This is a genomic window from Sporosarcina sp. SAFN-015 (genome assembly GCF_059415085.1).
The window spans coordinates 12,217-30,247 of the sequence record NZ_JBPFDR010000003.1 but is presented as its reverse complement, the minus strand read 5'-3'; the positions used below and the strand labels follow the sequence as shown (position 1 = coordinate 30,247).

Below are 18,031 nucleotides of genomic sequence, written 5' to 3'. Positions count from 1 at the left end.
ATGCCATGTAGAGGTGATGAAAATGGGAACGATTCCACAATTAATAGGTAAATATGTTGAATGCGGGCAGGCGGCAGTCCTTGCGACGGTCATCCATGTAGAAGGATCTGCTTACAGGAAGGAAGGTGCATGGATGTTCATTCTCGAGGACGGCAGTAGAATCGGTTTGCTCAGCGGCGGATGTCTTGAGCATGATCTCCACTCCCGGGCGAAGGAGATGTTCCATACGGGAGACGTGAATATTTGTGACTTTGATTTGCGTGCGGAGGATGATTTAGGTTGGGGGCGAGGTGCTGGATGCAACGGCATCGTGACAGTAATGCTGCGTGCCGTCGATGCTCGGTTCAAAGAGTCTCTCCAATTCTTATATGAACAACTTCAACAAGGAGAACCTGTACAGTTCCTGCAGTGTTTGGAAAATGGATTTGATTACTGTTTCGCCAGCAGATCCGAGAACGACGGACCTTTGAAGAAGGTACTTCCGATTGTTGACAAACAGCCTACTCAGCACACGGCTGGCCGTAAATGGATTCAAGACGAGTCTATCTATCAACAATGGATTTGGCCGGCGCCTTCTGTTTATTTATTTGGGGCAGGGGCCGATGCTCGCCCGTTTGCCAAATTAGCTTCTTCTGTCGGATATACCGTACATATATGCGATTGGCGTGAAGCGCTGTGTACGAGTGAATATTTTCCAACCGCATCGTCTTTCCAGATTGGACCTATAAATGAAATAGTTAGCCGTCTAACGTTTAACGGGTTTGATTCAGTCGTTATCATGACGCACGATTTCCAAGCAGATCAACAAATCCTTCATGCTTTAAAAAATAAGTCGTTATTATATGTCGGTTTATTAGGCTCGAAAAACAGAACAAAGCGTTTATTAGGACATTCGATTCCTGATTGGCTTCATTCTCCCATCGGCCTGCCAATCGGTGCAGACGGGCCTGAAGAGATTGCGGTCAGCGTTATTGCCGAAATGATTGCCGTCCGGAAAGGAAAAGCGATATGTCCATCATTGGCATCTATTTAGCTGCCGGAAAAAGTCGGCGGATGGGCACGAATAAATTATCGCTTGCGGTTGGAAAAATGGCGTTAGGCAGCTTGGCACTCGACACCGCAATACAATCTTCATTAGATAGCATCTGTATCATCGTCAATAAAGATGATGATTTAACTTGGATTTCCGAACGGTTGAAGTCGCATGAAAAGTGCAAAGTCATCACGTGTGCAGATGCAGACATAGGACAGTCCGCTTCTCTTCGTTGCGGCATTGAGTATGCAATGGAAGCCGGCGCTTCAGCAATCGTCGTCCTCTTGGCGGATCAGCCGTTTATTACAATTCAGATGATCGATGAAATCGTTGCGTGCTGGAAAGAGCATCCGAATAGTAAATATATCGCCACTTCTCATGACGGAATGATGAAACCTCCTATTCTCTTTACTCGAGACCTTTTCCCTGTTCTTTTAGGAGTCCATGGCGACCAAGGTGCAAGGGAGATTTTACGGAGAGCGTCAGTTGTTGCAGGAAAACAGTTGCCGTGTCATGATCCAAGGCTCGTATTTGATGTAGATGATGCAAAAGATTACGCTGTTTTGCTCTCCCAATTGGAATAAAACGAAAAACAAAATACCCTGTGCTCTTTAGAGAGTGACAGGGCATTTCGCATTATTTTTCATCAATAATCTTTCCACGGTCGAGAAATAAAATTCGGTCCCCAAGTTTTTCGGCTTCCTCAACATCATGCGTCACGATAATGAACGGGATTTTCCATATATCATGCAAGCGGATCAGTTCATCTTGACACTCAATGCGCGTCTGTTTGTCCAAAGCGGAGAGAGGCTCGTCCAGCAATAGAATGGATGGTTCTGTTGCCAATGCACGCGCAAGGGCAACCCGTTGTTTTTCACCGCCGGAAATTTGGTGGGGGTATTTTCGCAATAGTGGTTGGATACCAAGCACTTGCAGAAGCTCGTCGAGGACGACTGAATGTCCTTCTTCCTTTCGTTTCATACCGTATCGAATATTGTTCTCAACTGTCATATGAGGGAACAGAGCGTAGTCCTGAAATAATAGCCCGACATTTCGAGCTTGAACTGGCAAGTAGTTGTTTGGGCTTTCAAAAAATGGTTTACTCCCTAATTTGATCGATCCTTCATTTGGCTTTGTCAGTCCGGCGATTGAATGCAAAATGGTTGTTTTTCCGGATCCGGATGGGCCGAACAGAACGAGAATTTCATTACCTACCGAAAAATCAACTTCCAAGTCATAATGGGATAACCGTATAGTAATATTCACTTCCAGCATTCAATCACCTGTTTCGATTTTGGTCTGTATAACGTCTCATGTTTCGTCGACTCCACCAATTCAGCCACATAATTGTGCTGAATCCTAAAGCGACAATGATGATGACCCAGAACGTCGCTTTTTCCATCTGCCCTGCTTCGACTGCGAAATAGATGGCCATCGGAATCGTATCAGTCTTTCCAGGTATATAACCAGCAATCATAAGAGTGGCACCGAATTCTCCAAGTCCCCTCGCAAATGATAAGACGAGACCCGCAAGAAGGCCTGGCCATGCAAGTGGGAATGCAATCGTCCAAAACACGCGCCATTCTGAAGCTCCCAGTGTTCGGGCGGCATTTTCGAGACGATTGTCCAAATTGTCAAATGCAGCTGCCGCGCTTTGGTACATAAGCGGAAATGAAACGACGATGGATGCAATGATGGCACCGAGCCATGTGAAGACGATTTGTACGTCAAACCATTCCAATAGCCATTTGCCGATCCAGCCATGCTTTCCAAATAATATAAGAAGGGCGAATCCGACTACGGTTGGTGGCAGTACGAGAGGAAGCATAAAAACAGACTCGATGACCGTTTTGCCGAAGAAATGTTTTTTTGCAAATAGCCGTGCGAAAAATACCCCTGCAATGAAGACGAACGTCGTCGATATGGCAGCGACCTTTAAAGATAGCAGTAAAGGTGAATAATCGATATCTGTCACGTTTTCCCCTCTTTCATCACTTGAATCCGTATTTCTGAAGTATTTCTCTTCCCTCTTTACTCGTTAAAAAATTGAGGAAATCCTGTGCCTTTTCCTCATGCTTCGTGTCTTTCACGACCGCTCCCGGATAAACGACGGGAGTATGCGATGACGATTCGGCTTCTGCTACAACGCTCACTTTATCAGATACAAAAGCATCCGTCGAATACACAATTCCGTACTCCGCATTTCCCATTTCAACATGTGTCAACACTTGACGAACATCCGAGCCCATAACGAGCTTATTTTGCAATGGCTGCCATAAATGGAAATGCTCCAAAATTTCTTTTGCATATCTACCAGCCGGAACGGAGTCCGCTTCACCGATTGAAAGGTGGTCGAACGTAATGGAATTTAGTTGTTCAAATGAAGAAACTGGATCCTTCAAAGACTTATTCGCAATAAGAACAATGGAGTTTTCAGTGAAATCTACAATAGATGACTCGATTACTAGCCCTTCCCCTTTCATTTTATCCATGTCCTCTTCACTTGCCGATAAAAATATATCGGCAGGTGCGCCTTGTTCAATTTGTGTTGCAAGCTTTCTAGAACTTCCGAAATTTAAAGCTATGGAAACATCGTCATTCTTGCTTTCATATACATTTTTCATTTCAGACAATGCATCTGACAAACTAGCAGCAGCTGAAATTGATAGTTCTGTTTTTCTTTCCCCTTCATCTGATTGATTACTGCACCCTAAAGGAATGGCCGTTATAACAAAAAGAAGGATGAACTGAACTAGCTTTTTCATATCGACTCTCCTTTCATCTATTTATCATTATCTATATTTATATATATCACAGTATATCTATATATATCTACTTATAACGAAATATAACTTCAAACTATTAAATATCATTAGTTATATCTGAATATATTGCATTTACTATTTAGATAGGAGAAAATAGAAGTAGAATAGGAACAGGAGGGCGGTTATGACAAATCAATATGCAGCTTCATATACGACCGAAGAAATCGCTGATCTTTTGAAAGTCTCCAAATTGACCGTTTATGATCTTATAAAAAAAGGTGAGCTTCGTGCATACCGGGTCGGTAGGCAAATGCGTATTGATGCGGAGGATCTTGAAGCTTATAAAGAGAAATCAAAAAGTGGCGGCCCAATTGCAAAAGAAGATAAGAAGAACGAACAAACGTCGGCACCTTCGATCCAACCAATTGATCCCACTCCTCCCCAACGATTTCAGCAAACCCCTGCACGGCAGCTGATCATTAGCGGACAAGATATCAGCTTGGACCTACTCACTAATGCTATCGGGAAGTCCGGTGCGGTGATTAGTCCTCTTCGCTCATATACCGGCAGTCTGAACAGCTTGATAGCGATGTACAAAGGAGAAGCCGACATCGTTAGTACCCATCTTTTCGATGGAGACACAGGAACTTATAATCTTCCATATATCCAAAAGATACTGACGGGACGTCAATACGTTGTCATCAATTTATTATCACGATCTGCAGGCCTCTTCGTACAAAAGAATAATCCGAAAAATATACAGACGTGGAGAGATTTTAGTAACCAAAACATCAAAATGGTCAATAGAGAAATTGGATCGGGAGCAAGAGTACTGCTAGATGAGAAATTACGCTCGGAAGGCATCATCCCTCATACAATCGACGGATATAATACAGAGGAAATGAATCACATTGCTATCGCAAGCAAAGTCGCTTCCGGATTTGCAGATGTAGGTGTAGGAATTGAAAAAGCTGCGACATTGGTAGGAGTAGATTTCATTCCTCTTGTTCAAGAGCAATACGACCTCGTTATGTTCAAGACGCCTGAAAATGAATTTGTCAGAAAGACAATTCTATCTATCCTCCGCTCGCAAGATTTTCAGCGGGAAATCGGTGCGCTCGGAGGATATGATCTTTCATTGACCGGCAGTATTATATATGAAACCGAATAGGAAAAGGACTTCGATAGTAAATCGAATTCCTTTCTTAATTAGGTTTACATAATAATATTATTATGACAAAAAATAAACGTCCTATATTGGACGTTTATTTTTTGGGTTGCGCCACATCTTCATAATGCATTGTCCGATCTGGCTCATAATTGTTATATCTAATTTTCAGCAATTTAAACAAATGCGTAAAGACTACTTTCAGTAGAGCATATCCTGGTATCCCTAAAACTACTCCGGCAACTCCAAATAAAGAACCAGCAGTCAATAAAACAAAAATGATTGTAATCGGATGGATTCTTAATGATTTCCCCATGATTTGCGGGGATATGAATTTTCCGTCCACTAATTGAACGATTGTCCACACCGCAGCCAGTTTCACGAGCATGAATGGCGAAGTGACAATGGCAATAATAACCGCGGGCGTAATTGCGATAAGAGGTCCTAAATACGGTACAACGCTCGTGACCATCGCTAACGCTCCTAATAGCGGCGCATAATCCATGCCTATGATGTAAAATCCAATCGTGACCATAATTCCAATACTAATAGCTACAAGAATTTGCCCTTGGATATAAGCCCCAATCTGATGATCAGCATCTTTTAGTATAGAATCAGCATCATCCCGAAGGCGTGGGGGCAGCATTTTTTTAATCATCTGCGGAAGCTTTTCCCCATCCTTCAATAAATAAAAAAGGATGAATGGAACTGTGACAATTGCAAGAATGAATCCGGTCAGCGCTGAAATGAAAGAGGTGATGCCGGTAGCGATTCCGCCGACAGTGTCTGTAAAAATTTTACCGATATTTCCTAAGCCATTATCTAACATACTATTGATATTAATATTCATTTCCTTATAATACGTTTCAAAGATCGATGTTCTTAAAAACGTATCAACATTTATTAGCATTTGATTGAAATATGTAGGGAATTCCTCAATAAGATTTGCAAATTGATTTTTCAAAAAAGGGTATATGAGAAATACGATTAAAGTGAGTAATCCGATGAGACCGATGAAAATTATGAAGATCCCCCATATCCTTGGAATTCTAAAACGTTCCAATATACGAAGAATTGGCCTCAGTAGATAATACGCAATCGTCGCCAATATGATCGGCAGTACGACCGTTGAAAAGAATACTTTAATAGGGTAAAAAACGAATGCGACGTTGCTGAATACTAAAATGATCAAGCCAATTAACAGAATGGAAAGGAGCACGAACATTGTTGCTCGTCCTCCAAGAAATCGGATAATCCGAGGTGTACCATCATTCATTTCTTTCTTTTGCTCCGACGATTTTATGTTATCCATTCACTCCCCCACTTCCCTTCAATCAAGTTCAGTATTAAGAAAAGCGGCTAACATCTCTTTATTCTTTTCAATGTCAAGTTCAATTACTGACCCTGCATGTGAATAAGAATTGAAACGATATGTGCCTTCAACAGGAATCGTCATCGTTTCTAGATCCGCTTTGCCTTTCATGATAAGCGTAAATGCTTTTGAAATTTCATCCTTCGTCGTTAAGTCTGTCTCAATAAAGCCCGACAAAGCACCGGCCAATTTCGGTACATGAAGAAGCATTCCCGGTCTAAGTGCTTCATCTTTCAAAGCCGAAATAACTTCTTGCTGCCTTGCCACCCTGCCGAAATCCCCTTCTGCATCAGCACGGAACCGCGCATATCCAAGAAGTTCCTTGCCATTCAATCGTTGTTCGCCTGGCAAAAGAGTGACGCCGATCTTTTCAGACATCTCTTTTTGAACATTGATTGTTATGCCATTTGGAAAGGCAATATCGATGATTGACTCGAAATTATCAAAATCTACAATGGCATAATGATGAATAGGAATTCCGAACATGCCGGTAATCGTATCCTTCACAGTCTGTACTCCGTTTAAATAATAAGCGGTATTAAGTTTATATGATTTATACCCAGGAATATCTGCGTAAATATCACGCATGAACGAAACAAGCCGGATTGACCCTTCTTGTTTATTCCATGAAAGGACCATCATCGTGTCAGTGCGAGACTTACCGCTTCCATCATCGTCAACGCCTAATAGTAAATAATTTTCGACTGATGGGTTTTGAGGATCGGTAATATCGCCAGAAAACGGACCGGGATCAATAGCATTCCCTTTTGCCAATGACTTCCCTTCTTTATATTGAAAGTATGAAAAGAGTCCCGCCACGATGAAGCAAAGGAAAAGAATCGTGAAAAAAACTCTGCCGATCCGTAATTTTCTTCTCCTTCTTCTTCTAGGCACCGGGCCTTCGTACTGGTCTTCGTTCAAGTTTGATTCCTCCAAATTGTAAAGTCAGCAATAGGACGATTGTTAAATGTTATTGGTTGCCTATGTATATCGATAGTATACCATGTCAGACCTCAAGTATATGCTTTGATTATTGGTCGATCCCCCATGCATTCATCGATAAAGAGCATAGTCTATATCGAAGGTGGTGGTATAAATGGGACGTGAATGCGGAGGCGGAAGCGGATACGGTTCTTCCTTTGTTTTGATAGTTGTGCTTTTCATCCTGTTGATCATTGTCGGGGCAAGTTTCGTCTACTAATCGATTAAACTAAAAGCACAACCACTCATTGGCACTTCGGGGAAAGGGTGTACTACGGTCTATGGTGAATGGCCGTATGCAGCCTTTCTTTCTTATGCTACAATTTACATAACGAATTAGAGAGGGGTTGCAAACCGTGACAAATAATGTAATTGAAAAAGCGACTTTTGCAGGTGGATGCTTTTGGTGCATGGTAAAGCCATTCAAGGAATGGGACGGCATAATTGATATCGTGTCCGGCTATATGGGTGGACATGTTGAAAATCCAACGTATGAGGACGTGAAAAAAGGAGATTCGGGACATTTAGAAGTCGTCGAAATCACTTACGATCCTTCTATCTTTACATACGAAAAACTGCTAGAGCTGTATTGGCCGCAAATCGATCCGACAGATGCAGGCGGACAGTTCCATGACCGTGGGCATTCGTACACGACTGCCATCTTTTATTATAACGAAGAGCAAAAGAAGGCTGCAGAGCATTCAAAAGAAGTGCTCGCAAATAGTGGCAGGTTTACGAAGCCGATCGTAACAGACATCCGGCCAGCAGAAACCTTTTACCGAGCTGAAGAGTATCATCAAGACTACTATAAAAAAGAACAAGCCCACTATGAAGAAGATCGCGCAAAATCCGGCCGCGACGAATTCATAAATGAGCATTGGAAATAAGATACTAGAAAACAGGTGAATGAAGCTTTATTGCATAATCATTCACCTGTCTTTAATGAAGCTTTATTCGATTCCCGCTCCCCGATCATAAACGTTAATATTATCATTGCAACAAACAACCCCATGAAAATCATCAATGTATAATGATGATCTCCAGTCCAGTCGTATATCAACGCAATCAATAACGGTAAAAACCCTGCAATCAAATATCCGCCTGTCTGCATCATAGCTGTCCAAGCATTTGTATCATCCGCCGTTTCAGTCGCATCCAATGGAAACAATAATGCAATCGGGAATAAGCCGGCAAGCGGTATCGCCATGAGAACAGCGCTGACCCACATAAGTTTACTCTCTCCAGTCCAAAGCAAACCAAATGCAATTAATCCCATCGTTAAAAAGAGAAGCAGCCAGAACTTCCTTTTCGGAAAACGTTCATATACAATCGGAAAAATAAGATTCAATACGATCTGAAGCGTCATCATAAAAGATAACAGCATACTCGCTTGAACAAGTGACATGCCCGCATCAGTCACAACAGGTACAATCCACGTAATGATGCAAAAGAAACTCGACGCCTGCAAACCGAAAAATATCAGATACAGCCAAGCTTTCTTCTTGCGCCATGGAGACACTGCATCGGCTGACCTTATTTCCACCTTGCCAATTCCCTCTTGCTGAACACTCATATCCCTTTTCACTGAAACCTTCCAAAGGAATATGCCCACAATTGTTAAAACAGCCCAAATGCCAAGTGCAAACGGATAGGATCCTGTTGATTCGAAAAATATTGCAGTCAGACCTGCTCCTAATGAAGAACCGACCCCCATCCCGAATGAATAAACACCAATAACACTTGTCGACCGTTCCGGAAAACTTTGTTTAATCATTGCGGAAAGTAATGGTCCCATGACTGCAATTGCAATTCCTATAAAAATCGCTGAGATGAGCAGCGATATGTAGTTCGAATAAAACCCTCGCAACATCGTCATAAAGCCGATAATTGTAAGCATGAGATACATGGAACGAGTCAAACCGATAGTACGATTCAAAAAGGGTGATAAAGATGCAAAGAGACCCATGCAAAAGACTGGCAATGCCGTCAATAAGCTCACTTGTGCATTTGTTAGTGATAGGTCATCTCTTATAATATCAAGCATTGGCCCAATTGATGTTATGGCTGGTCTCATATTGACCGCTACGGCAAAGATCGTGACGATGAGCAAAATGGCGTTATGTTTTGGAATTCGTAGTGACATCAATAATCTCCTTTATATCAGACTCGGGAACTTGTGTTCTTCCCCATTTTCTACTATACTAATCTTGAAAGGAAAGATTAGTATGAAACTTCTCCATTGGGAATATACACGCAAGTACCAAGTAAAATGTATATTTGATGAATTCCCCCACACCGTTTTCCTTTTTCGGAAAGTGAAGGACTATTATTTTTTGTTTTCAATGTCCGGATTGGATAAGCATGCTGTTCCGACTAAAAAAGATTACGTACGGATGGAATATTTACTGAATAAAGAATTATGCTTATTGGACGCCTACCGGCAACGGAGCGTTTTCAAATGTTGAATCCCCTAATATGGGGATTTTTTTGTGGAATCGAAACGAAGATTGAATAGAATAATTCGACGGTGCAAAACTTCCAATACAATCATACACGAGATAAGTCGAAAAAGTGCTTAAAACGAATCGAACCCATACCACTCGGGAAAGAATCCATGTTATAATAGGAGCATTGTGAATTTAGGAGGATTTTTATGATAGCAGTCAGTAATGTAAGTCTTCAATTCGGTGACCGTAAACTGTTTGAAGATGTGAATATACAGTTCAACCCTGGTCATTGTTATGGATTAATCGGTGCAAATGGAGCTGGTAAATCAACGTTCCTTAAAATTTTGTCCGGTGAACTGGAACCTCAAACAGGTAACGTCATCATGAACAAAGATGAGCGTTTAGCAGTCCTGAAGCAAAATCACTTTGAGTATGAAGAAAACGAAGTGCTCGACACGGTCATTAGAGGGCATCAACGGCTTTATAATATTATGACCGAGAAAAATGCAATTTATATGAAAGAGGATTTTTCAGACGAAGATGGTATGCGTGCTGCGGAACTCGAAGGCGAATTCGCTGAATTGAACGGCTGGGAAGCTGAATCGGAAGCAGCTATCCTTCTTCAAGGGTTAGGCATTCCGGAAAGCCTTCACCATGTGAAAATGTCTGAGCTAAGCGGTTCCGAAAAAGTGAAAGTGCTCCTTGCACAAGCACTATTCGGTAAGCCGGATGTCTTATTGCTGGATGAGCCTACGAACCACTTGGACTTGAAAGCAATTCAATGGCTGGAAGAATTCCTGATCAATTTCGAGAATACAGTCATCGTCGTTTCGCATGACCGTCACTTCTTGAATAAGGTATGTACTCAAATTGCCGATCTTGACTTCTCAAAAATCCAGCTTTACCCAGGAAACTATGATTTCTGGTATGAGTCCAGCCAATTAGCGTTAAAAATGGCACAAGACCAAAACAAGAAAAAAGAAGAAAAGATTAAAGAATTGCAAGCTTTCGTCGCTCGCTTCAGTGCGAATGCTTCTAAATCGAAACAAGCGACTTCCCGTAAAAAAGCGCTTGAAAAAATCGAATTAGATGATATCAAGCCTTCTTCACGCAGATATCCGTTCGTCAATTTCCAAATTGGCCGCGAAATCGGAAATGATGTACTCGCTGTTAAAGATCTGTCTAAAACACAAGATGGCAAAGTGATGTTAAAAGACGTCACATTCACGATGAATAAAGAAGATAAAATCATCCTTTTAGGGAATCCGCTAGCTAAAACGGCATTGCTGGAAATCCTTGCAGAAGAGGCTCAACCGGATTCCGGAACATTCAAATGGGGTGTTACGACAACACGTTCTTACTTCCCTCTAGATAACAGCGAGTATTTTGAAGGATCAGAACCCTCATTAGTGGAATGGCTTCGCCAATATTCACCTGAAGATCAGACTGAAACATTTTTACGCGGTTTCCTTGGCCGTATGCTATTCTCCGGTGAAGAAGTTAAAAAGAAACCATCTGTTTTATCTGGTGGAGAAAAAGTTCGTTGCATGCTTTCAAAAATGATGTTGACGAATGCTAATGTCCTTTTGCTTGATGAGCCGATGAACCACTTGGACTTGGAATCGATTCAAGCGCTGAATAATGGATTGATCGCTTTCAAAGGAGCTATGATTTTCACTTCTCATGACCAGCAGTTTATCCAAACAGTTGCAAATCGAATTATTGAAATTCGCGAAGATGGCACGATTTTTGATAAAATGATGCAGTATGACGAATATTTGGAATGGAAAGAGCAGCAAGCTGTTTCCAACTAACTCAAAAACCGTTTTCCTTTGAGGGAAAGCGGTTTTTCATTTTGAAATCGCAATATCGGTTATGGAAATGTAAAAGGATATTCATGATGTAATCGGTAATACTACAAAAAAGGAGTGTGAAAACAATGAGAAGGAAATCCAGGTTCGCTATCATCTTGCTTAGTAGTGCATTATTATTTGGTTGCACAAACAACACAACGAGCTTAAATAATTCAGGAAATAGCGATGAAACGACAGATCCGAACAGGACAAAAGCGCAAACCGAAAAACCGGTCGAAAAAACGAATCAGAACGAACAATCACTTCTTGACTACTTTCTACCTGCAGGATCAAAAGCCCAATTTCATGGTGAAGGAAATGAGTATGCGGGAATGGATATAGATTTCGCTCACCCGTATGAAGACTACGTAATTCTTAATGAGAATAACGGTGGAACACTGATTAGGCGAATTTATAAGATTGAGGAAGATCAAATAACGAAAATGGAAGAAAAAACTGTGGATCTAAATGCTGACTTCCCTTCATTGAAAGAGATTGAAGAGATGGAGCCGATCGGAGTGTACTTAAAAAAGCCGTTAAAAGTTGGAACTACATTCGACGGATGGAAAATCGTCGAAACCAATGTAACTGTTGAGACACCCTATGAAACGTTTGGAGATGCATTTGTCATAGAAGAAAAAGGCGACGACTACATCAACCGTAAATATTTTGTGAAAGGGTACGGTGAAGTAAAACGCGAGTCCATTATGCAAACAGTTAATGAAGATGCGGATTTCATCGTTACTTCATCATTAAAATCCGTTTCAAAACCAAAATAGGAAGTAAGCTCCCAGCGCTGTAATATAGTAAAAAAGAGGCACCGGTTAAGGCGCCTCTTTTATCTGACGAATTATAGTTTAACTACGTTAGCAGCTTGAAGACCACGGTTGCCTTCTACAACTTCGAACTCAACTTGTTGACCTTCGTCCAAAGTTTTAAATCCGTCTCCCTGGATTGCGGAGAAATGTACGAATACATCGTCTTCGCCTTCAACTTCGATAAATCCGAAGCCTTTTTCAGAGTTGAACCATTTTACAGTACCTTGTTTCATCTGTGACTACCTCCAAATAATTGTACTTTACTAATACATGAACAAAAAAATTCACATATTACAAAAAGCACCGACAACGCCGATCACCTTTTGTAATACGTGAATACGTTTGCTTCGGTCAATCATTTTATATTACTGCTACTATACCATACCCAATGAATTTGTCAATATAACAATATCAAATATTCGAATTATTTATCGATGCAATGGAAGTTGGTTTACCATCCGCCAAGAAAATGATTCCATGGTACATTTGCAAATCTTCGTCACAGCCCTCACAAAATATGCGTTCACTATCTGTCCAATAAGCAAAAAAACAATCTTTCCTCTCTTCTTGGTACTTATATTTTGCCCCGAATTTCTTTTTTAAATCAAATAAATACTCCAAAGCTTCGTTAGCGGTTTCAAAGGCTTGTCTCAATTGGATTGTTTTCTCCCAGTCTTCAAACATCCACCACGGCTCGTAGTCTGCTTTCATATAGACAACTTCATAATTCATATTTCGTTCCCCCTATCCGAAAGGCCATGAGTGGATTCATTTTAACAAATCCAGAGAAACTATCCAAGTAAATGAATTCGCACATTCATTAAAATGTATTTCGCTCGCAAATCAGGTATAATTGAACTAAAGGGATGAAACTTTTGGTCATTTCAAACGTAATAAAGAGTAAAGAAAATATAAGGAGGCCTGTAGACGATGCAAGAAGTTAAACAGTTTTTCCAAAGGCATTTAATAGCAGCGCCAATCAGCTTCGGCTCTTGGTTAGCGATGATACTTGCTGCAGGCATGAATCCATTCGCTGCAACAGGCCTGATGATTGCAATATACTTAGGCGGCAACTTCACAATTAAACAAATACAGCTTTCGTCGAATGTTAAAGAGCTCGGTATGTCAAGGTCAGAATATAAACATATTAAAACTCAGATAACCGAGGCGAAATCGAAGATCAACAAATTGAACGGATTATACGGTCAAGTCCGCTCTGTCCAAGCATTCAAACAAGTATACGAGATGAATAACTTGGCAAAAAGGATTCTTACCATAGTACGTAAAAACCCTAAAAAATTCTATCATGTTGAAAAGTTTTTCTATTCCCATCTGGATTCAGCAGTCGAATTGACTTCCAAATATGCGATGCTAGTTAATCAACCACTAAAAGATCAAGAAATTAGAGTCGCCCTCCAACATACAAGGGAAACATTGACTGAAGTGAACAAACAATTGGAGCAGGATTTAAGAGGTGCATTAGCAACTGATATTGAACAGCTTCAGCTCGAGCTGGATTACGTGGATGTAACGATGAAAAAGAATACACCGTTGCTTGAGATGAAAGGAGAAATGCAGAATGACAGAAAATAATATGACAAATTCTGATGTGACAACAATGGACGACCTTTTAGACAATCCATTTAACATGAATGAACCTCTATTGCCGAAAGAAATGCAGACGGAGCAAACAAAAGGCCAGGTCGCTGTAAAATTGATGGATCGTCTATCGCCTGAGGAGCAAGAAAAGGCGAAGCAGCTGGCAGAGCAGATTCCTGTAGGCAATTATGAAGCAATTATCACATACGGTGCAAATGCACAAAATCAATTATCAAGTTTCTCCCATAAAATGTTGGACCACGTACAAAGCAAAGACATCGGCCCCGTCGGAGATGTATTAAGCGATTTAATGAGCAAGCTTTCGGAAATTGATCCTGAAGACTTGACCGAAAAGAAAAAGTCCGGACTTAGCCGTATTTTCGGAAAAGCTAAAAGATCTATCCAAGAAATGATGACAAAATATCAAAAGCTGAGCACGCAGATCGACCGAATCGGTGTTCAATTGGAGCATTCCAAACGTGGCTTGCTTGAAGATGTTCAAATGCTTGATAGCCTTTACGAGCAGAACAAGACTTACTTCCAAGCGTTGAATGTCTATATTGCAGCTGCAGAGCTTAAACGGGATGAAATTGCGAACGTCATTATCCCTGAAATGCAAAGAAAAGCGGAACTTTCTAATGACCAAATGGCATTCCAAGAAGTGAACGATATGGGTCAATTCCTTGATCGGCTGGAAAAGCGTCTATATGACCTTCAGCTTTCTAGACAGATTACAATTCAAAGCGCTCCGCAAATCCGAATGATTCAGCAGACGAATCAGACGCTAGCTGAGAAGATCCAATCTTCCATCATGACTTCGATTCCGTTATGGAAGAACCAAATTGCAATTGCTTTGACATTAAATAGACAACGTAAAGCCGTTGAATCACAACGTCTCGTCACAAAAACAACGAATGACCTTCTTTTGAAGAATTCCGAGATGTTAAAAGTGAATTCAATTGAAACTGCGAAAGAAAACGAACGCGGCATTGTCGAAATTGACACATTGAAGAAAACACAAGAAAACCTAATTCAAACAATCGAAGAAACGCTTGTCATCCAAGCGGACGGTCGCGCGAAGCGAAAAGCGGCTGAAGTGGAAATCGCCCGTATGGAAGAGGAATTGAAACAACGCCTCCTTGCTGTACATGAAAAAACACAAACGCCAAATCGTCCACTATAAATGAAACAAAAAACCGCCTTAAGGCGGTTTTTTAATTCTCATCCAACTACAATCGCAAGCAGTTTTCTCAAAATCCTTAACGTTTGATCCGTGAAATGTTCAACTGATTGGGACGATGCAGATTTATTGCCGAACATCATTGAAAACAACGCCCGCTGATCATCCGTAGGCTCATCTGATGCTAAAAACAAATGTATAACAGAAACACCTTCTTTCTCAGCCTCTAACACAGATTCCCTCGTATCCAAAATCCCGTTCCGATCATAACCGAATGCTGATGGTTCACCATCCGAAAAAACGAGAAGAAACTTATGCTTCTCCGGTCTAACTAATAACCTTTGCGTCATCCATCTGATCGCAAAGCCGTCCCGATTGTCTTCATTTGTCTCAAATGAAAGAATCGTAAGCCCATCATCTTTCTTCTGAGCATCAAATGTATGCATCTTTCCAAATACATTCGGCTGAACATCTTTCGACGCATAATTTGCATCTTCATAGTAGGAAGATATTTCATGTTGAACGGATAGCTGCCGTAGAACATCGTGAAAAAGCAAAACCGCTTTCTTCGTCTCATCCAGTTTATCCATCATAGACGCAGAACCATCTACAAGCAAACCGAAAACAGCATCAAGCTTATTCGAAGGGATATTTTTCCGATAAAAAGGTCGAGGACGTTCATCTACAAGCAATGTCGTCAGTTTTGTAGATAGCCTGCCTTTCATCAATCGGCTTCGTCTTGTATCCTCTTTCAATTCGATTCGTTTTTTCATTTCCTCAACAAATGAACGGACAAGTGGCTTCTGCTGTTCACGCCATTTTGATAATCGCGCCAGATTTTCTGCATCAACTTTAGCTTCAACCGTCAGTTCTTCGTAAACGACATTCACATGCTCTTTCCCAAAATCATGTCCTGCTGTTTTACGTTTTGTTTTTCTTCCGGTTTTGTCCCTCTCTTCATCTGACCATTTATCGCTTACATTTCCCTCTGATTGGCCGGTCCCAGTTTCTTGAATTTCAGCATCTTGATTGCCTTCTGTCGTATTATCGCCATCTCCCCTGCCAGATCTGCCATGCTCCAATTCATATTCAAGATGAACTCCAGACTCGCTTTCGCTTTCCCGATGCCAAGTGCGGAAGATTTCCTCAATCGTTTCCTTCGGTTCCTCTTCCCCTTTTTCTGCATCAGTCATTCCTTCATGATAATGAAACACAGCAGTTGTTTCTGAAATGGAGTCACCGACTGCATAATACTGGTGAACAAGGTCATTTTCTATCATCTCTTCTACCATGAACACAATACGTTCTGCAAGATTGGACATATCAGACGTTGTTTTCATATCTGAGGCATACGACGCAATCGTCATTATTTGACTGATTGGTAAATTCCAATCGATATGAGAATCTGCTAACAGCCCTTCATGCAACGCAAGAAACAGCTGATTCAGCAATGCATCAGCTATAAACGCCTTCTGAACATTGGAGTGGAGGCGATCTCGGTGAAACCCTAGCAATAGCTGTCTTCTAATAGAAAATGCCTTGGAAGTGCCCGGTCTTTCTTTTTCAACAACGTCCATTAGTCTAAATTCTTCTAATAATAGCAGCAACTCTTCAGCAAACTTACGTAAAGGATGACTCTTGTACTTATTCCTGAATCGGATCCAATCTGGAACCGAAAAATGCTTCCAAAATCCTGCTGTTAATAAATACACATCTGACAATCGACCCGCATGCGTCATTTCATCAGAACGATGCCTCCAATAGACACTTATCGAGACAACGCCTTCCTTCGGTTGGAACTCGAACAGTTTGCGTTCCGTCAACTCCAAAAATTCCGCACCGGCAAGCGCCCTCCCCAACCGTTCATAAAGCAACAGCTTGTTGGCATCAATTGTTTCATCATTGAATTGAATGAACCGATTTAATTTAACCATCTAATCAGCCTCACTTCACCCACGTTTCCACTAGTTCCATGACGAGTTCTCTTTCCATCCTATCTTCCAGCTTTTCTGCAATCGCGTACTGAATCGCACGTCTCACTGGTATATGTTCCGCGAGCGCAATTGCATCCAACAAACTTCTTACGGACGCTGCTTCTTCTGCTAATAAACCGCTCATCACTTGCTTTTTCAAGTCTTCATTAATATTCATAATCGTAGCAACTAATGCAGTATTGACTTTCGGGAACAAAGTTTTAATAATTTCTTGTAATTGTTCGCCGGACAAATAAGGGATCGAGAAGGATATGAAGCGGTTTTTCAATGCTTCATTCATTGGCGATGTTCCTACATATCCTTCATTGATAGCCGAAATGACTGTAAAATCAGGATGCGCATGAATAACTTCGCCTGTGAAAGGGTTTGTTAACATTCTTCTATGATCGAGAACGCTATGCAATATCGGAAGCGTTTCCGGTTTAGCCATATTAATTTCATCGATATACAGGATATGGCCATCCTTCATTGCACGTACTACTGGTCCTTCCACAAACTCAATGATGGATTGTCCATCCCGTGCATTAATGGTCTTAAATCCTAGAAGTGATTCCGCATCCAAGTCGACAGAGCAGTTGACACTATGCATCGGCTGATTAAAAAAATGTGAAATACTTTGTGCAAGTTTCGTCTTCCCGGAACCGGAAGGCCCTTTCAAAAGAACAGGCTTCTTCAATACAATTCCAATCAAAATATCCTCCCACAGATTTGGGACAGGAGAAATATAGCCTCCCTCTTGAATTAGAGCCGTCTCTTGCTTATCATAATCTCTTGCATTACGGTTCAATTTTTCATTTTCTATAAAAGGAATCATAGATCGT

The 18,031-nt window shown here is 41.2% G+C and carries 20 protein-coding genes; 10 read left to right on the top strand and 10 right to left on the bottom strand.

The window, feature by feature from the left end:
- The first annotated feature begins 22 nt into the window (after positions 1–22).
- The gene (locus ACR65H_RS05925; RefSeq protein WP_440499247.1) at positions 23–1,033 is read left to right on the top strand and encodes an XdhC family protein; all 1,011 of its coding nucleotides are present in this window, start codon (positions 23–25) and stop codon (positions 1,031–1,033) included.
- Positions 1,009–1,617 carry a nucleotidyltransferase family protein gene (locus ACR65H_RS05920; RefSeq protein WP_440499246.1) on the top strand — a complete coding sequence of 203 codons (609 nt, stop codon included), beginning with the start codon at positions 1,009–1,011 and terminating at the stop codon, positions 1,615–1,617. Before ACR65H_RS05925 ends, ACR65H_RS05920 begins: the two co-directional genes overlap by 25 nt.
- 52 nt (positions 1,618–1,669) lie before the next feature.
- On the opposite strand, the gene ACR65H_RS05915 is transcribed toward ACR65H_RS05920, so the two are convergent.
- Genes ACR65H_RS05915 through modA form a run of 3 tightly spaced genes read right to left on the bottom strand, consistent with a single transcriptional unit; the run spans position 1,670 to position 3,798 of the window.
- Positions 1,670–2,308: an ATP-binding cassette domain-containing protein gene (locus ACR65H_RS05915; RefSeq protein ID WP_440499245.1), complete on the bottom strand. Its 639-nt coding sequence runs from the start codon at positions 2,306–2,308 to the stop codon at positions 1,670–1,672.
- 4 nt (positions 2,309–2,312) lie between these two features.
- Positions 2,313–3,008, bottom strand: a complete 696-nt coding sequence (gene modB, locus ACR65H_RS05910; RefSeq protein ID WP_440499244.1) for a molybdate ABC transporter permease subunit — start codon at positions 3,006–3,008, stop codon at positions 2,313–2,315.
- Positions 3,009–3,024: 16 nt separating this feature from the next.
- Positions 3,025–3,798: a molybdate ABC transporter substrate-binding protein gene (modA, locus tag ACR65H_RS05905; protein WP_440499243.1), complete on the bottom strand. Its 774-nt coding sequence runs from the start codon at positions 3,796–3,798 to the stop codon at positions 3,025–3,027.
- 184 nt (positions 3,799–3,982) lie between these two features.
- On the opposite strand from modA, the gene ACR65H_RS05900 reads away from it, so the two are divergent.
- Positions 3,983–4,969, top strand: coding sequence for a substrate-binding domain-containing protein (locus ACR65H_RS05900; protein ID WP_440499242.1), 987 nt, complete (start codon positions 3,983–3,985; stop codon positions 4,967–4,969).
- Positions 4,970–5,063: 94 nt separating this feature from the next.
- Here the strand turns inward: ACR65H_RS05900 and ACR65H_RS05895 are convergent, their stop codons facing one another.
- Together ACR65H_RS05895 and ACR65H_RS05890 are read right to left on the bottom strand one after the other, a co-directional pair.
- Positions 5,064–6,278, bottom strand: a complete 1,215-nt coding sequence (locus ACR65H_RS05895; protein ID WP_440499241.1) for an AI-2E family transporter — start codon at positions 6,276–6,278, stop codon at positions 5,064–5,066.
- An 18-nt stretch (positions 6,279–6,296) separates the two neighbouring features.
- A complete protein-coding gene (locus ACR65H_RS05890) occupies positions 6,297–7,259 on the bottom strand; it encodes an LCP family protein (protein ID WP_440499240.1) in 963 nt (320 codons plus the stop codon).
- A 175-nt stretch (positions 7,260–7,434) separates the two neighbouring features.
- Between ACR65H_RS05890 and ACR65H_RS05885 the strand changes: the two genes are divergently transcribed.
- Complete coding sequence (locus ACR65H_RS05885; RefSeq protein ID WP_440499239.1) at positions 7,435–7,539, top strand: YjcZ family sporulation protein; 105 nt, start codon at positions 7,435–7,437, stop codon at positions 7,537–7,539.
- A 151-nt stretch (positions 7,540–7,690) separates the two neighbouring features.
- The gene (gene msrA, locus ACR65H_RS05880) at positions 7,691–8,206 is read left to right on the top strand and encodes a peptide-methionine (S)-S-oxide reductase MsrA (protein ID WP_440499643.1); all 516 of its coding nucleotides are present in this window, start codon (positions 7,691–7,693) and stop codon (positions 8,204–8,206) included.
- Between the two features lie 38 nt (positions 8,207–8,244).
- Here the strand turns inward: msrA and ACR65H_RS05875 are convergent, their stop codons facing one another.
- Entirely contained in the window at positions 8,245–9,462 is a 1,218-nt protein-coding gene (locus tag ACR65H_RS05875; protein ID WP_440499238.1) for an MFS transporter, read from the bottom strand.
- On the opposite strand from ACR65H_RS05875, the gene ACR65H_RS05870 reads away from it, so the two are divergent.
- The 3 genes from ACR65H_RS05870 (at position 9,380) to ACR65H_RS05860 (ending at position 12,398) form a co-directional block, all read left to right on the top strand.
- Complete coding sequence (locus ACR65H_RS05870) at positions 9,380–9,784, top strand: protein YuzH (RefSeq protein WP_495164284.1); 405 nt, start codon at positions 9,380–9,382, stop codon at positions 9,782–9,784. The genes ACR65H_RS05875 and ACR65H_RS05870 overlap by 83 nt on opposite strands.
- A 188-nt stretch (positions 9,785–9,972) precedes the next feature.
- Complete coding sequence (locus ACR65H_RS05865; protein ID WP_440499237.1) at positions 9,973–11,580, top strand: ABC-F family ATP-binding cassette domain-containing protein; 1,608 nt, start codon at positions 9,973–9,975, stop codon at positions 11,578–11,580.
- Between the two features lie 125 nt (positions 11,581–11,705).
- On the top strand, positions 11,706–12,398 hold the full coding sequence (locus tag ACR65H_RS05860) for a hypothetical protein (RefSeq protein ID WP_440499236.1): 693 nt from the start codon (positions 11,706–11,708) through the stop codon (positions 12,396–12,398).
- Between the two features lie 71 nt (positions 12,399–12,469).
- Here ACR65H_RS05860 and ACR65H_RS05855 read toward each other — a convergent pair whose 3' ends face one another.
- Together ACR65H_RS05855 and ACR65H_RS05850 are read right to left on the bottom strand one after the other, a co-directional pair.
- Positions 12,470–12,670, bottom strand: a complete 201-nt coding sequence (locus tag ACR65H_RS05855; protein ID WP_060210432.1) for a cold-shock protein — start codon at positions 12,668–12,670, stop codon at positions 12,470–12,472.
- A 178-nt stretch (positions 12,671–12,848) separates the two neighbouring features.
- Positions 12,849–13,169 carry a DUF1033 family protein gene (locus ACR65H_RS05850; protein WP_440499235.1) on the bottom strand — a complete coding sequence of 107 codons (321 nt, stop codon included), beginning with the start codon at positions 13,167–13,169 and terminating at the stop codon, positions 12,849–12,851.
- A gap of 198 nt (positions 13,170–13,367) precedes the next feature.
- On the opposite strand from ACR65H_RS05850, the gene ACR65H_RS05845 reads away from it, so the two are divergent.
- Positions 13,368–14,030, top strand: coding sequence for a 5-bromo-4-chloroindolyl phosphate hydrolysis family protein (locus ACR65H_RS05845; RefSeq protein WP_440499234.1), 663 nt, complete (start codon positions 13,368–13,370; stop codon positions 14,028–14,030).
- Positions 14,017–15,219 carry a toxic anion resistance protein gene (locus ACR65H_RS05840; RefSeq protein WP_440499233.1) on the top strand — a complete coding sequence of 401 codons (1,203 nt, stop codon included), beginning with the start codon at positions 14,017–14,019 and terminating at the stop codon, positions 15,217–15,219. Before ACR65H_RS05845 ends, ACR65H_RS05840 begins: the two co-directional genes overlap by 14 nt.
- Before the next feature lie 38 nt (positions 15,220–15,257).
- Here the strand turns inward: ACR65H_RS05840 and ACR65H_RS05835 are convergent, their stop codons facing one another.
- The gene (locus tag ACR65H_RS05835) at positions 15,258–17,150 is read right to left on the bottom strand and encodes a vWA domain-containing protein (protein WP_440499232.1); all 1,893 of its coding nucleotides are present in this window, start codon (positions 17,148–17,150) and stop codon (positions 15,258–15,260) included.
- 10 nt (positions 17,151–17,160) lie between these two features.
- Positions 17,161–18,024 carry an AAA family ATPase gene (locus ACR65H_RS05830; RefSeq protein WP_440499231.1) on the bottom strand — a complete coding sequence of 288 codons (864 nt, stop codon included), beginning with the start codon at positions 18,022–18,024 and terminating at the stop codon, positions 17,161–17,163.
- Between the last annotated feature and the right edge of the window lie 7 nt (positions 18,025–18,031).

Bases quoted from the DNA above. Each gene is read 5' to 3' on its own strand.
- ACR65H_RS05925 (WP_440499247.1), top strand. From the start codon at position 23: ATGGGAACGATTCCACAATTAATAGGTAAATATGTTGAATGCGGGCAG.
- ACR65H_RS05920 (WP_440499246.1), top strand. From the start codon at position 1,009: ATGTCCATCATTGGCATCTATTTAGCTGCCGGAAAAAGTCGGCGGATG.
- ACR65H_RS05915 (WP_440499245.1), bottom strand. From the start codon at position 2,308: ATGCTGGAAGTGAATATTACTATACGGTTATCCCATTATGACTTGGAA.
- modA (WP_440499243.1), bottom strand. From the start codon at position 3,798: ATGAAAAAGCTAGTTCAGTTCATCCTTCTTTTTGTTATAACGGCCATT.
- ACR65H_RS05900 (WP_440499242.1), top strand. From the start codon at position 3,983: ATGACAAATCAATATGCAGCTTCATATACGACCGAAGAAATCGCTGAT.
- ACR65H_RS05895 (WP_440499241.1), bottom strand. From the start codon at position 6,278: ATGGATAACATAAAATCGTCGGAGCAAAAGAAAGAAATGAATGATGGT.
- ACR65H_RS05885 (WP_440499239.1), top strand. From the start codon at position 7,435: ATGGGACGTGAATGCGGAGGCGGAAGCGGATACGGTTCTTCCTTTGTT.
- ACR65H_RS05870 (WP_495164284.1), top strand. From the start codon at position 9,380: ATGGCTGGTCTCATATTGACCGCTACGGCAAAGATCGTGACGATGAGC.
- ACR65H_RS05875 (WP_440499238.1), bottom strand. From the start codon at position 9,462: ATGTCACTACGAATTCCAAAACATAACGCCATTTTGCTCATCGTCACG.
- ACR65H_RS05865 (WP_440499237.1), top strand. From the start codon at position 9,973: ATGATAGCAGTCAGTAATGTAAGTCTTCAATTCGGTGACCGTAAACTG.
- ACR65H_RS05860 (WP_440499236.1), top strand. From the start codon at position 11,706: ATGAGAAGGAAATCCAGGTTCGCTATCATCTTGCTTAGTAGTGCATTA.
- ACR65H_RS05855 (WP_060210432.1), bottom strand. From the start codon at position 12,670: ATGAAACAAGGTACTGTAAAATGGTTCAACTCTGAAAAAGGCTTCGGA.
- ACR65H_RS05850 (WP_440499235.1), bottom strand. From the start codon at position 13,169: ATGAATTATGAAGTTGTCTATATGAAAGCAGACTACGAGCCGTGGTGG.
- ACR65H_RS05845 (WP_440499234.1), top strand. From the start codon at position 13,368: ATGCAAGAAGTTAAACAGTTTTTCCAAAGGCATTTAATAGCAGCGCCA.
- ACR65H_RS05840 (WP_440499233.1), top strand. From the start codon at position 14,017: ATGACAGAAAATAATATGACAAATTCTGATGTGACAACAATGGACGAC.
- ACR65H_RS05835 (WP_440499232.1), bottom strand. From the start codon at position 17,150: ATGGTTAAATTAAATCGGTTCATTCAATTCAATGATGAAACAATTGAT.
- ACR65H_RS05830 (WP_440499231.1), bottom strand. From the start codon at position 18,024: ATGATTCCTTTTATAGAAAATGAAAAATTGAACCGTAATGCAAGAGAT.